This is a genomic window from Nostoc sp. C052, from assembly GCF_013393905.1.
Taxonomy (GTDB): domain Bacteria; phylum Cyanobacteriota; class Cyanobacteriia; order Cyanobacteriales; family Nostocaceae; genus Nostoc.
Genome location: NZ_CP040277.1, coordinates 60,992 through 73,073, shown reverse-complemented (window position 1 = coordinate 73,073; position 12,082 = coordinate 60,992). Strand labels below are relative to the sequence as shown.

General features: G+C 40.7%; 15 protein-coding genes and 1 pseudogene. 4 read left to right on the top strand and 12 right to left on the bottom strand.

Annotation, left to right across the window (positions count from 1 at the left end):
- Nucleotides 1-50: 50 nt before the first annotated feature.
- From FD723_RS39095 to FD723_RS39080, 4 genes are all read right to left on the bottom strand, one after another.
- A complete protein-coding gene (locus FD723_RS39095; protein WP_179070650.1) occupies nt 51-386 on the bottom strand; it encodes a hypothetical protein in 336 nt (111 codons plus the stop codon).
- Between the two features lie 93 nt (nt 387-479).
- Nucleotides 480-1,088 (bottom strand): hypothetical protein, encoded by a 609-nt coding sequence (locus tag FD723_RS39090; RefSeq protein WP_179070516.1) that lies wholly within the window; start codon nt 1,086-1,088, stop codon nt 480-482.
- Between the two features lie 400 nt (nt 1,089-1,488).
- Nucleotides 1,489-2,046, bottom strand: a complete 558-nt coding sequence (locus tag FD723_RS39085; RefSeq protein ID WP_179070515.1) for a DUF192 domain-containing protein — start codon at nt 2,044-2,046, stop codon at nt 1,489-1,491.
- Between the two features lie 360 nt (nt 2,047-2,406).
- Nucleotides 2,407-4,041 carry an ATP-binding protein gene (locus tag FD723_RS39080; protein WP_179070514.1) on the bottom strand — a complete coding sequence of 545 codons (1,635 nt, stop codon included), beginning with the start codon at nt 4,039-4,041 and terminating at the stop codon, nt 2,407-2,409.
- Nucleotides 4,042-4,223: 182 nt separating this feature from the next.
- Between FD723_RS39080 and FD723_RS39075 the strand changes: the two genes are divergently transcribed.
- Complete coding sequence (locus FD723_RS39075; protein ID WP_179070513.1) at nt 4,224-4,802, top strand: hypothetical protein; 579 nt, start codon at nt 4,224-4,226, stop codon at nt 4,800-4,802.
- A gap of 217 nt (nt 4,803-5,019) precedes the next feature.
- On the opposite strand, the gene FD723_RS39070 is transcribed toward FD723_RS39075, so the two are convergent.
- Nucleotides 5,020-5,970 (bottom strand): DUF4365 domain-containing protein, encoded by a 951-nt coding sequence (locus FD723_RS39070; protein WP_179070512.1) that lies wholly within the window; start codon nt 5,968-5,970, stop codon nt 5,020-5,022.
- 206 nt (nt 5,971-6,176) lie between these two features.
- Here FD723_RS39070 and FD723_RS44315 point away from each other — a divergent pair.
- Nucleotides 6,177-6,284: pseudogene (locus FD723_RS44315) on the top strand (integron integrase); the annotation flags it as partial.
- A 75-nt stretch (nt 6,285-6,359) separates the two neighbouring features.
- On the opposite strand, the gene FD723_RS43730 reads toward FD723_RS44315, so the two are convergent.
- From FD723_RS43730 to FD723_RS39040, 7 genes are all read right to left on the bottom strand, one after another.
- Entirely contained in the window at nt 6,360-6,485 is a 126-nt protein-coding gene (locus FD723_RS43730; RefSeq protein ID WP_256875433.1) for a hypothetical protein, read from the bottom strand.
- A gap of 227 nt (nt 6,486-6,712) precedes the next feature.
- The gene (locus FD723_RS39065; RefSeq protein ID WP_179070511.1) at nt 6,713-7,162 is read right to left on the bottom strand and encodes a hypothetical protein; all 450 of its coding nucleotides are present in this window, start codon (nt 7,160-7,162) and stop codon (nt 6,713-6,715) included.
- Nucleotides 7,163-7,593: 431 nt separating this feature from the next.
- A complete protein-coding gene (locus tag FD723_RS39060) occupies nt 7,594-8,196 on the bottom strand; it encodes a siphovirus Gp157 family protein (protein WP_179070510.1) in 603 nt (200 codons plus the stop codon).
- A gap of 87 nt (nt 8,197-8,283) precedes the next feature.
- Nucleotides 8,284-8,451, bottom strand: coding sequence for a hypothetical protein (locus FD723_RS39055; RefSeq protein WP_179070509.1), 168 nt, complete (start codon nt 8,449-8,451; stop codon nt 8,284-8,286).
- Nucleotides 8,452-8,956: 505 nt separating this feature from the next.
- Nucleotides 8,957-9,496 carry a hypothetical protein gene (locus FD723_RS39050; RefSeq protein ID WP_152591053.1) on the bottom strand — a complete coding sequence of 180 codons (540 nt, stop codon included), beginning with the start codon at nt 9,494-9,496 and terminating at the stop codon, nt 8,957-8,959.
- A gap of 22 nt (nt 9,497-9,518) precedes the next feature.
- A complete protein-coding gene (locus tag FD723_RS39045) occupies nt 9,519-10,067 on the bottom strand; it encodes a GNAT family N-acetyltransferase (protein ID WP_179070508.1) in 549 nt (182 codons plus the stop codon).
- A 27-nt stretch (nt 10,068-10,094) separates the two neighbouring features.
- Nucleotides 10,095-10,613: a hypothetical protein gene (locus FD723_RS39040; protein WP_179070507.1), complete on the bottom strand. Its 519-nt coding sequence runs from the start codon at nt 10,611-10,613 to the stop codon at nt 10,095-10,097.
- Nucleotides 10,614-10,829: 216 nt separating this feature from the next.
- On the opposite strand from FD723_RS39040, the gene FD723_RS43720 reads away from it, so the two are divergent.
- Complete coding sequence (locus FD723_RS43720; RefSeq protein ID WP_256875432.1) at nt 10,830-10,952, top strand: hypothetical protein; 123 nt, start codon at nt 10,830-10,832, stop codon at nt 10,950-10,952.
- Nucleotides 10,953-11,461: 509 nt separating this feature from the next.
- Nucleotides 11,462-12,016, top strand: a complete 555-nt coding sequence (locus FD723_RS39035; RefSeq protein ID WP_179070506.1) for a hypothetical protein — start codon at nt 11,462-11,464, stop codon at nt 12,014-12,016.
- The last annotated feature ends 66 nt before the right edge of the window (nt 12,017-12,082 follow it).

Here is a 12,082-nt window from a genome sequence, read left to right as displayed (position 1 = left end):
TCAATTCTGAATTCTGGCTCCTGACTCCTGAATTCTTTTTACCAGAAGCTTTATCTGCGTTTTTTAAGCTGGCGCTTCTTCTTGGATTGAGGTTGTAGAGGATTAACGAGGGAGACAAATGGTTTGTAACCACGGGTGATGCGGGGCGTGCCGACAAACTTACCAAAAAAGGCTTTGTTGGAACTTACTGTCCACCAGGTTGCCCATCCCCAGGCGGTTACAATTCCGGTTGCAAGCCAGGAAGCTTGCATAAAACCCTTGACTACCATGTAGGAGATGAGAGCGATCGCACTCCAGGGAACAATTTGGTCGGCGGGGAATGGCCCAAGGCGTGGCTGGTCTCCTAATACGCGGTTGACAGTACGAAATTCCCGTTCTCTGCCCATTATTACGAAAGACAAAAGTCAGTTTTTGAAATTTTGATGAGTGGCACTTGTGGAATTGTGCCACTCGTGGTAGCTTTTTTGACGAGTGGCTCCTCAGCCTGTTACCAGCCCTGCAAGCAAATCTCCAACTACAACTGTGAGGGCAACGATAATTGGTGTACGGGCGATTGTTTGCCAATCCTCGTCGTTTCTGGCTGATTGAACGACCCGGATCAGACCAATACCAAGGTAAATTAAGAACAAACCGCGCAGTACTGCGAATACGTATTTAATGATGTCTGCATTAACACCAGTAAAATACTCTGTGAAAAAGTCCTCTGCGTTTTGCATGAACTGGGCGTTTGCAGGTGCAGCGGCCATATCCAACATAAATACTACACCTACTAAGCAGAACAAGACGGTATAGATATTGATGCCATACTTGCGCTGCCATTTCTCGAAGTTGGAAAGTAGCAAGTTTGCTTCCTTGGGTAGTAGAGCTACAATGCCAGTTCCAAACGCGAGCGATGCCATTACCATATGGTGGATGGAGATATCTGCAATCATCAAGCCAGTACCAACTGCCATTAGTCCGGCGATGCTGGCGTTTTCTTTCCAGTTGCGCTTTTTGCGACGGGTGGGAGCGGGGTATCCGTATTCTTCTTCGTAGGAAGGAATGCGATCGCGGTCGTTGCTAAAATTAGATTCGTAGTCTGTTCTCATAAAAAAAGTAGATGATTTTGGAAATTACTGGATGAAACTTTGTAGGGGTAATTACGACTGAATTACTGCTTTATTCTGTTGGCGGAGTCTGCCCCTAGTACATAGTTTGGATTGGAGTAAATCTCTGCTCCAACTTCTCGCTTGTAAACCTATTTTATGAGACTAATATCCGTAAAAGCATCTAAAAATTTTCCATTTTTAAACACTATGTTTTTCAGTAAATCATTAGTAAAAAATTAGAAAAATTGAATTGACAACTTTCAACATTTAAATCAGTGGTTTATTTCATAATGTTTGACCCCCGATATAATCTATATCGGGGGTCAGTAATTGATATATGAGGTAGTGTAATTACGGCGTTTTACCGTTAATTTACCGAGTTAAATAAATTGTCCGTAAACTAATTCTGCGTTTGATTTGGGTTGAAGTCGAGATGGAGCTTCTTGCCTACTTTGAGGTTGAGGGTTTTGGTACTGTTAGCAGGTAGTTCGATAACTTGGTTAACAGGATAGATGGAATCGTACTTAGGACAGGTTTTTGTTTTGCAGGGGGGAGCCGCCTCTACGATTGATTTAATAACTCCGTCTTGGAGAAATATCATATCTAGAGGAATATACGTATCCTGCATCCAAAGTTTAACTTTTTCAGGTTTTTTGAGGACAAATAGCATTCCGTGATTTTCGGGAATAGAGTCACGAAATTTGAGTCCGTGGGCATATTTTTTTCTATCGTCTGCTAGTTCGAGTTGAATTGTTTGATTATTGCTGGTAAAGGTTGCACCAATAGGTAGATACTGGGGCTGGTGAGTCCAAAAGTATAGTGGTAGGGGTGAGAGAGCAGCAGTAAAACCAGCAATCGGACCAACGATATTGAGAATTTTGAAAAATCGGCTTTTTTCTGGATTTTGTGCTTGTTTAGTTTGAATGTTGGTTTGAGCGGTTTGTCTTGTGACTTCCATAGTTTTAGATAAATAAAGTAATAGAGTGGTTATAAATGGCAAGCATTACGATCTGTTGAAATGTTTTGGCTAAATTTGCTTTCGTTCAAACATGATGAAACTTTGAATTGATTTATGATGTTTACAAAGAAGTAGTCAGAACTCAGGAGCGGAGCCGGAGACGCTCCGCCTCCGGTCAGAATTCAGTAGAAAGCTTGCGTAAGGCTTGAGGACTTTGTACGAATGACTCTTAACTGTTGGTTTAAAGCCTCATCAGAGTTGTTAAGCAAAACAAAAAAGTTTTTAACTACCAGCGCGAAACTCCTTCCTTTATGGCTGGAGTTCTTCTGACTCCTGAATTCTGTATTCTGGCTCCTTTCATTAGCTAAAAATCTCGATGTTGCCAACAGCAAACTTGCTTTCATCAAGGGGACTACTAGGTAAAGCTTGTTGGTCAGCTTTGTTACGCATCGACTCGACTTTATCGGCTTCGCGGATGGCAAGCGGGTTAATCTGGCGGCGTTCTTCTAGTAATGCCTCGATTGTTAGTTCGAGTGTGGGAAGTTGACTTTCTGAGTAGGTATCTTCTGTTACTGTTTCGTAGAATATGGTACTAGCGGCGCGTTCTACAATTGTCTGGATTTCTGCACCTACACACCGATTGGTGGCTTTAAGAATTCTGCGCCATTGTTCCTCGCTCCAGGGGTCGCCGCCATTGCGAAAACGTTCGTCAAATCGGGCAGCGTGCAGTTTGAAGATACTATATCTTTCCCCATTATTGGGCAGGTCTACCTTAAATAAATAGTCAAACCGTCCAGCACGGGTGAGTTCGGGTGGCAGCCATTCCATGCGGTTGACTGAGGCGATGACCAGTACATCTGACGTGCGCTCTTGCATCCACGTCAACAGCTGGCCAGCAAGCCGTTTGGCGAGGTCATCCTCCCCGGCGAAGCCTTTATCGAAGTCGTCGAAGTACAAAATTACTTGATTGAGCCTATCTGCCAGTCGCAACAAGCGTTTGAGTTTCATTTCTGCTTGGTTGCCAAAACTTCTAAAGTTGCCCCAATCGACCATGATGAGGGGAATACCCATATTCTGGGAACAGGCTTTTGCTGAGTGTGATTTTCCTGTCCCCGGTGGCCCCACAAGCATAATCCCTTTGGGTACACGCAGATTGTATTGTTTGGCACGCGGGGTAAGCAATCGCTTGAACTTTTTGAATGACTGCTGCATGAGTTCCAACCCACCAAGCTGGACTTTTGGCGGAGGTAAGAATTCGATATCATACAAGCGGTTGAGCAGTTGAATTTTTTTTGATAGCAGAAGCTTGGCTATCTCACTAGAATTTCTTAAATCATGATTTTTACTAATATCGTTTAGGCAATACATAATATCAGAAATATACAAACCAGCACTAGCGTTAGCAATTTCTAAATAGTCTTGTTCCGTATATGTGAAAGAAAAATTTTTGCTTTTAATTAAACTGCCAATAATTTCTTGTGCATCTGGTAGTTCTTGACTCCATAGGGGAATTTCTGCCGCTATTTCGCTTGCTATCTCGGCGTTGGCTCCTAGTAATATAGTAGTTTTGCCACTATTTTTGGTATGAAATTTGAGGTTAACTAGCGACGATTTAATCCATTCTGATATAATAAAATCGGTTTCTTTAGGTGTATTTTCTTTTATCCAAGGGAAGATATTCTCAACGATTAATACTCCAGTGCCAGAATAAATTTTCCAGAAATTGAGTACTTGAAAATAGTCTTCTTTATTTTGTTTTATCGAAGGTTTATAGTCGTCAAACTCTCGAAGAACGAGATTTTCTTCGGCGCTGACGGCTAGTTCTTTAATACTGTCCTCGCTGAGATTCCATATATAGGCTTTTTTGCCTGCTTGCTGACAGTAAGTAGTGATTCGGGTGAGGAGGCGGTGACGTTCTTGGAGGGGAGATTCGCAGGCGATGATTGGATAGTTGTCCGCAAGAAGGTCTTCTAGATAGTCAAAGCTAGACTTCATCTTAGTTGCTTGTAGCGTACTCAGAAGTAATCTTATCCAGAAGAGATGCTGTACGAGAACTGATAATTTTCTAATTCTTGCTTCCAAAAATTAGAAAAAAGTTGATTTACTTTCAGTATTTTGTTGATTGTGTAATCGCGTTGTGAATTTAGATAATTGCAGTATGAAGAGTTAGTGCAAGTATGGCAAAGACACCAGAATATCCAATTGTTGTTATCCCAGAGTTAGTTAAAGAAAAAAAACAGTTTACCCCTTTAGTTTTTCCTTCTGGACAGGGAGATGCACCAATCGGGGCAAGTGAGGGGCTGTTTGAAAATGTTCTCAAACACTATTTTGGTGAAATTGTTTCTCCCCAGCAGGTGATGCTTCCTCCAGGGCATCGACTACCATTTACGGCTGATTTTCTTATTATTGAACCAAATACTGGCTTACACATAGATTTGGAGGTCGATGAGCCAATTTCGTTTGCAACTCTTAAGCCTACCCACTGTATCGGGGAGGATGACTACAGGAACAAGTGTTTTGCCGATGCAAACTGGCTTGTCATTCGGTTTGCAGAAGAACAAGTCTCGTCTCAGCCAGAACGCTGCGCTCGATTTATTGCTGGTGCGATCGCCCAACTGACAGATAATACTACTTATCGCCAGAAGCTACTTCATGTAGAGAAAGTTACTTCTATGCGTCAGTGGTCTGCACGTCAAGCTTCCAAATTAAAGAAAAGTGATTACCGCCAAGGCTATCTTGTTCAGAGGAAGAACTAAGGATGTAAAAAAGTATTTCGAGACAATTTGATGAGAGCCATTAGCATTCTTCAGCTTTGAAATTTATCGGTGAGGGTTTTGTTTTGAGATTTATGGTGGGGCGATCGCAAAAACAATTCAATGTCAGTTCAACGTTCGCAATCACCGGACGCTAATAACCTTTGCTACGAACCGACCATACTGAGTCGTTCCGGTGCATTGCGGTTGTTCGGTGTCGTCAAAAGGAATAGAACACATCTTCAATTGTCCAATAAATATCTCTGTTAAGCTGAATAAGTTCTCCGAGAGATGCTAAAAGTTCGGCGTGATTTTCGCGAGTGCGCGATTCTCTAAATGCACTTACAGCCCTATCAACCCTGCGCCAAACATCTTTACAACTACCTGCACCAAATTCAAAATCAAAAATACTGATATTGCTACCTGCTGGCCATAGTTGAGCAGAACTAGGAGTGTAGTCAAATTTACCCAAAAGGTACTCGCTTTTCTGCCGAAGGCTTGCTACGACTTGAAGTGTTTCGTCTTGAAGTCGGCTTGTCATTATAGTCATGCGCTGTTGTAGTCTGTAAACCGTGTCCATTGTGTCCGCAATGCCCATGAGTTCCTGTACACGCCCGCTTGGGTATTCAGGATCATCAAGCGGTACAGGTGGGCGCTGGGAATCAAACTGCTCTATTAAAGTTTCTATTCCTTCTGGTAAACGATCATCAAGAATTGCCCTCATCCCATGCGGCATTTCATTTGTATCGAACTGAAATCGGTCAATAGTATGAACCGTGATTGAAACCGTTTTCTGCTTTTCCCATGAAGAACTCTCTGACAACTGTTTTCGTGGATATGCCCAGTAACAGTTTTTATTACCAAGATCGACCACGACTAAGAATGTAGCTGCTGGTTGAATCAGCCAGTAGTTAGCTGTAGTAATTTTTACAGGAATCGAGAAACTGTCGCCTTCCTTCTTAACCTCATCTGTACCTTTACACTGGATGTTGAATATTTGCCCAGTTGGATAATCCTGCCGATCGATAAGCTCACAATAAAAGTCGATACCTAGATCACGCGACTCAGGGATCGGCACTACATTTGAAAATCGTGAGAGGATTGCACTCAATAAATCTGCTGCAACATTCCCTATAGTTTTCGATTCCGTGCGTTTTGGCAATCTTTCCATTAATAGTGAGTACAGAGAATTAACAAATTGATACCAGCGCCAGACACCGAACTATTTATTATACGGAAACTTTCCGTATAATCTTTTTCTCAATCCTAATATATCAAGCATTACAACGAACTCCTGTCTGAATATACGGAAAACTTCTTTTTTACATCCCTATCTGGGTATTATACAGAATTTTTCCGTAACAAGATTTACAATAAGGTTATGGTTCGGTTTATTTACCTTTTGCATTAGAAAGAAAATATCCCAGAGCCAAGTATGATTGGATTTGGCAGTTTGTTTTTCCTTCTGGTAGTAAAAACTCCGATGATTTATACCCATGTTCTGAATCGGGGCGGTAAGGCTGTGTGTAGTCCCCTTGATTAGAACTACTGACATATACCTTAACCAGGAGTCAATGAGACTGCTGATTGATTTACTAATTTCCCAACTTTTGATAATTGTTTGTAACCCCACTCAACAGAGCGATCGCAAGCACGAACAATCATGCCTTCAAGCCGGTTACGCACCTGCTTCCATTCTATCGGTTTTGATGTTATCCCAAAACCAGAAATATTTAATATTGGTAAACGAATTTTAATTATTTAATTGTGGTTGGTGTTGGGAGTATTGATAACTTTCCCGTTAAGCAAAGTTTCAGCATCAAACCAAGTTTTGATACAGAAAGTATCAAACTGATGCAGGAATAGTGATAAGATAACTTTTGAGTTTGGTTTGGTTAGATGAACCTGTTCATCTATATGTACTTAATAACTGTTCTGATATTATCTACTAACTGTACTACCATACCCAAAATAGCTTTCCAGCCAAGTATTATCCCCCAAAAGCCGCTAACAAATAGACCAAATACTGACTTGAGGAAGATAACTCCCCTGTAATTTATCTCGATATTTGATTCAGCTCTGGCATAGATAAAACCATCCCCAATTTTATTTTCCAACTTCCTCATTTTTTGTTCTTCTTCTCTATCCCTTCTTTCTTCTTGTACCTTCCAACCCCAAGGGGCAAATCCCAAAATAATCGAAATTGGAAGATAGAATGGCCAGCTATATATGTAGCCAAGGGAAGCATAGATGATAAAAAAGGTTAGCCCCAAACCAGTGCGCCAAACTAAACACCAGAGGATAAAAAAACTGTCGATAATAGCGTTACGGATAACTATACTTCGGTTCTTATGATATGACATTTAAGGCTGCTCCCAATACCTAATATTTAAGTTTTTATTTAGGGTGATTGCATCCCTTCAGATTAAACTTAAACTTAGCAGTAGTTTGAATTATCATATTGATAGTTGAAAATAGAAACTACCTAATCAATTGCAATTACCTATTTAGTCACACTAAATAAGGTTAAATGTACCAACCTATCGTAACGATGTTTGTACCTAATCCGACATAGTTACTGTTGCTGTCATTGATATCTACAATTTCATCGATTATATCTTCACGGAGTTTAAATCCAGGCAAAGTTTTGATGATTTTTTGAAGAAGTTTAAAATGGTGCTATAGGTTAAAAAAAATAAAAATGATTAAGATTTGACCCTTAACCATTTGATGATATTTTTGTAAAATGATGGGATATACCTGTGTTTGATTCACATGGTTGGGGCGTATGCCATTAGTTGTGGTTTTTCTTGTTGCGAGACTTACTACCTGATTGCACCTTAAACCGCACCTGTTTCCCGATACTTACCTCGGCAAGATTGCTAATATCTTTACCAGATTTATAGGCTTCAATAATTGCCTTGTTATTAGCTTGGTACTTAATAACTCTAAATTCATCAGGAAAATCTTCATCATCTACTTCTACTAGTAAATTAGCGATTTTGGGTGGGTTATCCCTGATTTCAATTACCCTTTCTTTACCGATGTTTTTGTCATTGATTAATCCAATCTCGTGTAGGTGGATGAGGGTGCGCTTGATTTGTTCAAGTTGAGTTTTGCGACGTGAAATTACCCGGTCGTGGAGTTCGGCTACTCGCGCTTTTCTTTCCTCCCAGGTTTCAAGGTCAAGATTTAACTGGTCAACTACCCAGGCGATCGCATCGATTTTGGTTTCGATACCATCTTGAACACCCATAAGTTCTTGTAAGAGTTGTTCTACATTACCCTGTTCGCCTAACTCGCCTGCTTCTTCTATCTGTGACCAAAGTTTAGCAGCATCTAGGCTTAATTCTTTGAGAGTGAGTTGGTTGATTTCGCGTTCAATTGCTTGAGTCATAATTTACTTTTGATATAAAAAACAACTAGCAGTTAGTTGCTACTAGTTGTTGACTAAGAAGAGTTGATGCTTGAAGGGAGATTGAATTTAGTATCCGTACTGCAAGTGATAGTAGTCTGATTTTTCTTGTGCTAATTCTGCTTCGTAGTTGTAGTAATCTGCTTCGCTTATGAAGGTGCTTCTTTTTTGAATTTGCTGTGCAGATTTTACTAATTCTTTGTTAGTTTTTAGGTTAGAACTCGTAGTAGTTTTCATGTCTATACAACTTCAATTGCTTCAACGAAGTTGTTGCGTCAGCAAATGTTGTGATGTTGACTTAGAAAGATAATATTTATCTTTTACTTTTATCATAACTATCTACTATTAATTTGTCTTAAACTACTAGTTTTTCTACCACAAAGATAGTTGTCCTGGCGATACATTTCCCCGTCTGCGTGTATGAAACAGCATATGACAGCCACTGCATAAAGCCGCGAGATTTTCTGCTCGATTGTCCTCGGGCGTATAATTTCGGTGGTGAACCACTAATGTTTTAATGCTGCGTTCTCTACGATTTAACCCATCTCTTTTATCAGTTGGACGTAAGCATTGCATACCGCAGCGCGTGCATTTCCAGTCTGATTTGGATTTGACCTCAAGTGCGATATTATCCCAGTTTGAAGAATAGCGACTGCGGTTTTTACCAGTCATTAATCAGTTCCTTTTGGGTTGCAGAAAACTAATTTTGATTGAATTTGACGCGATATTATTGTGATTATATTTACGCAGAAAGTTTTCCGGAAAAATTCACCTGTGACATAACTTGTGTGCGTATTGAATTAGCAGCCTTCTCTGCAATTTCTTCTCTATCAGCATCAGTAAGAACTACTGCAAGTAGCGATTTAAGAGCTTCGCGGTTAGATATAAACTCCTCACCGTATAAATCATCTTGTAACAAAGTAGCTTCCAAGTGAGGTATTAACTCAGGTGTAGGAGATAGCAACCGCTCTTTAATACGTGTCCTTGCAGTTTCTGTCGCAGAAGTTGTACCTATACCTAAATCCCATGTTTCAATTATTAGCCTGACCTCGCGGTTGAGAGATACACGCAGCGTTGATAGGCGACCAAATAAAGGAAGGTTGAGCATTAAAGGTGGTAATGCATTACCCCAATCCAAACCAGCGCCAATCGTGCAATTTGCTTCATCTTCGATGCAAACAGCCTCTTCGAGCCATCCTTCACCAAAAAGTAAATCTATAGCTTCTTGGGTTGTTATTGACTCATTTGCCTCAAAATTATCCTTTTGCTGTTGATGGTTCATAAATTTTTACCCGGATCAGCCCTTATCTTCGTCTCAATACACCATACTCAAAATAGACTAAATTATCATATTCTTCTTCCGAACCGCAGTTCAACATGTTTTGTTTTTCGTAAAATCCTTCAGACCTTGGTAAGGAATGCAACCCAATTCTACCTTCATACCCTAACTCAACACTTCTAATTCTTGCGAAATTTAATAGTGCTTGACCAACACCTTTGAATTGAGGCGGACGTTGAATCTCGATTCGGTTAGTAGGGGCAGTGGCAATGCCATCAACATAAACTAGCCTCTTACCAACATTTAACCGAGAACCGTGCATTTGTGTTTCTATTATCATTAATCCTTGAGTTTTGTTTTCGCACTCAACTGCGTAACCTTCAAGATTTTCTTGATTGGCAATATATCTTAATTTAAATATCCAATCCCAGTATTTATCTTCTTGACTAAATAACCTTAAGCTTTCTACCCAATAATTGACATAATCATCAACATGTCTTTGGACTAAATCTACCAAATAGGCTTCAACAGATGTATTATCAACACCCCTTTTTAACTCGATTTTTCGCTGCACCTAAAGCTCCTAATTGTTAACTGATTATTAAAGCTTGTGACTGCTATTTGACTGGTAGATAAAAGAGTAAATGTGAATCCGTATATCAGTAGCTTTATGCCAACCAGCCAACACAGCATCATCTGAAATGTCTCCAAGAACTACCAAACCATCTTCTTTATCCACGTAGTAAGGTAAAGGTTCAGCGCTCAACCAACCATAAGCAATGGCTTCTTGGTCTGGCTCAACAATTGAAACTTCTAAACTTTGCTCGTATGTTGAATAGTAGTAAGGTAAATAGCAGGCTGGATACTCTCTTAGAGATTCACGATTAACTGTGTATGATTGCCAACGCAGTTGCTCTCCCTTGATTTCTTTATGATTAGCTTCTAGCCAATCATAAAGCTTTTTAGCTTGCCGCAATGCGTGGTCTTTGCCTGCAAAAACGACGTTGGGAAGAAAAATATCGCCGTCAAAATGCACCGCAACGTCAAATAAATCTTCATCTTCATCTTCATCTTCTGCTTCTGTTACCTCAATGATTCCAGCCTTATATAGTTCGGTCATTTGCCTACATTGGTAGCTCTACCCCTACATGGTTAAAATTTTAGCTAGTTACAGAATAATCACAACACTCTGTTGGTTCTAGCCCACCTATGAAACTAATCAACGCAAAGGGACGCTAGAATTTCAACCAATTTATGAGGTGATGTCTTAAGTTCACTTCTTAAACTGGGACGATCTCTTTCGGATAGTGCGCTTATGTATCGGCACTAGGGAGTAATGAGTATACGGACAGCGAGGGGAAGTGCGTCAACGCTACCTTTGAAGGTCAACACGCCAGGTCTAAATAGCAAGTGGCGATGGCGTAACCGCCTGCTGGAAGCGATCGCCTCGCAGATGTAAGCATATAAAAAAGTTCAACAATTCTAGTCTCTCAAAGCATTGATTTAGAGTGGTTGGGTGCAAGCCCCGTAAAAATAAGTTGAACAATTTGGGGCTGGAAAAGGGATTACTACACAACTTTTTCAACACAGAGACACCAAGCTCAAATAAAAAAGTTGAACAATTAGGAGAGTGATGTTAAGAGAATGTGGGTGCGATCAGCTACGCCCCGCCTTAAGAGCGATAACGTAACCGCCATGAGCCGGTGGCGATCGCTCTAGTAATAACGTAGCGTGGGCGCGGCGTACAGGCAAGCAAGCGATTTATGGACGGATGCCTGGAGCGGGGTAAAGCACCTAACAGAAATTGTTGGACTTTATTATTTATTGTTGAACTTTTTTATTCTTCTACAGCAGATTGTGTCTAAATGTAACAATCTTTCAAAACATGGGCACAATTAATACTCAGTAAATTATAGCTTTGCGCCAAACCTTTTACAATCAATATGTCGATATCAAAAATGATATCAAATGCCTGACCAAAAGCCCCCACCAAGCGAAATGATTCGTGTGCCCGTTCCACTAATTAAGGTGGTTCGGCGACTATCAAAACTACATAGGCAGGGTCATACAATTGCCTTGCTGCAAGCCTTAGAGGAATTACTAATAAAATTTGATATCAATAATGATATCGATGTAACGGCAGGCAGTAAATCAGTCAAACAGCTAGAGAAAAAGCTGGAGAAACTGGAATCCCATCTTGCCGATCAAGGCTCCTTGGTGGAAACAAAACTTGAAGCTATCACCAAAAAGCTGGAGCTAATCGAACGGGCGATCGCCTCTGGGAGATTGGGCAACAACAAACCACGAAGACAAGTGCACCCGTACCAACAAACACAAGTTGAATTACAACCCAGGACAAACGAAAGTCTTGCTCCAAGACTCGGTGTTAGCCCCCAAAGCCTGATTGCTGAAAGAGAAAAACTCAGCGCCAAAGAATTTTTGAGTTGGTCACGTAACCGCGATCCAATGAGCGTGGGTTGGGAATGGAATGCTCTTGACGAACTGTATCATCCGCTCAGGTGACGCAAGCGTTCACATTTCTGGGCTAGTGGCGCGATGGGTTACGTAGCGATCGCCGCGCCGCTAATT

What these genes read in the sequence shown, in the direction of transcription:
- FD723_RS39090 (WP_179070516.1), bottom strand. Translation starts at nt 1,088, where the DNA reads ATGAGAACAGACTACGAATCTAATTTTAGCAACGACCGCGATCGCATT.
- FD723_RS39055 (WP_179070509.1), bottom strand. Translation starts at nt 8,451, where the DNA reads ATGAAAACTACTACGAGTTCTAACCTAAAAACTAACAAAGAATTAGTA.
- FD723_RS39040 (WP_179070507.1), bottom strand. Translation starts at nt 10,613, where the DNA reads ATGACCGAACTATATAAGGCTGGAATCATTGAGGTAACAGAAGCAGAA.
- FD723_RS39060 (WP_179070510.1), bottom strand. Translation starts at nt 8,196, where the DNA reads ATGACTCAAGCAATTGAACGCGAAATCAACCAACTCACTCTCAAAGAA.
- FD723_RS43720 (WP_256875432.1), top strand. Translation starts at nt 10,830, where the DNA reads ATGAGTATACGGACAGCGAGGGGAAGTGCGTCAACGCTACCTTTGAAG.
- FD723_RS39095 (WP_179070650.1), bottom strand. Translation starts at nt 386, where the DNA reads ATGGGCAGAGAACGGGAATTTCGTACTGTCAACCGCGTATTAGGAGAC.
- FD723_RS39075 (WP_179070513.1), top strand. Translation starts at nt 4,224, where the DNA reads ATGGCAAAGACACCAGAATATCCAATTGTTGTTATCCCAGAGTTAGTT.
- FD723_RS39085 (WP_179070515.1), bottom strand. Translation starts at nt 2,046, where the DNA reads ATGGAAGTCACAAGACAAACCGCTCAAACCAACATTCAAACTAAACAA.
- FD723_RS39050 (WP_152591053.1), bottom strand. Translation starts at nt 9,496, where the DNA reads ATGAACCATCAACAGCAAAAGGATAATTTTGAGGCAAATGAGTCAATA.
- FD723_RS39035 (WP_179070506.1), top strand. Translation starts at nt 11,462, where the DNA reads ATGCCTGACCAAAAGCCCCCACCAAGCGAAATGATTCGTGTGCCCGTT.
- FD723_RS39070 (WP_179070512.1), bottom strand. Translation starts at nt 5,970, where the DNA reads ATGGAAAGATTGCCAAAACGCACGGAATCGAAAACTATAGGGAATGTT.
- FD723_RS39065 (WP_179070511.1), bottom strand. Translation starts at nt 7,162, where the DNA reads ATGTCATATCATAAGAACCGAAGTATAGTTATCCGTAACGCTATTATC.
- FD723_RS39080 (WP_179070514.1), bottom strand. Translation starts at nt 4,041, where the DNA reads ATGAAGTCTAGCTTTGACTATCTAGAAGACCTTCTTGCGGACAACTAT.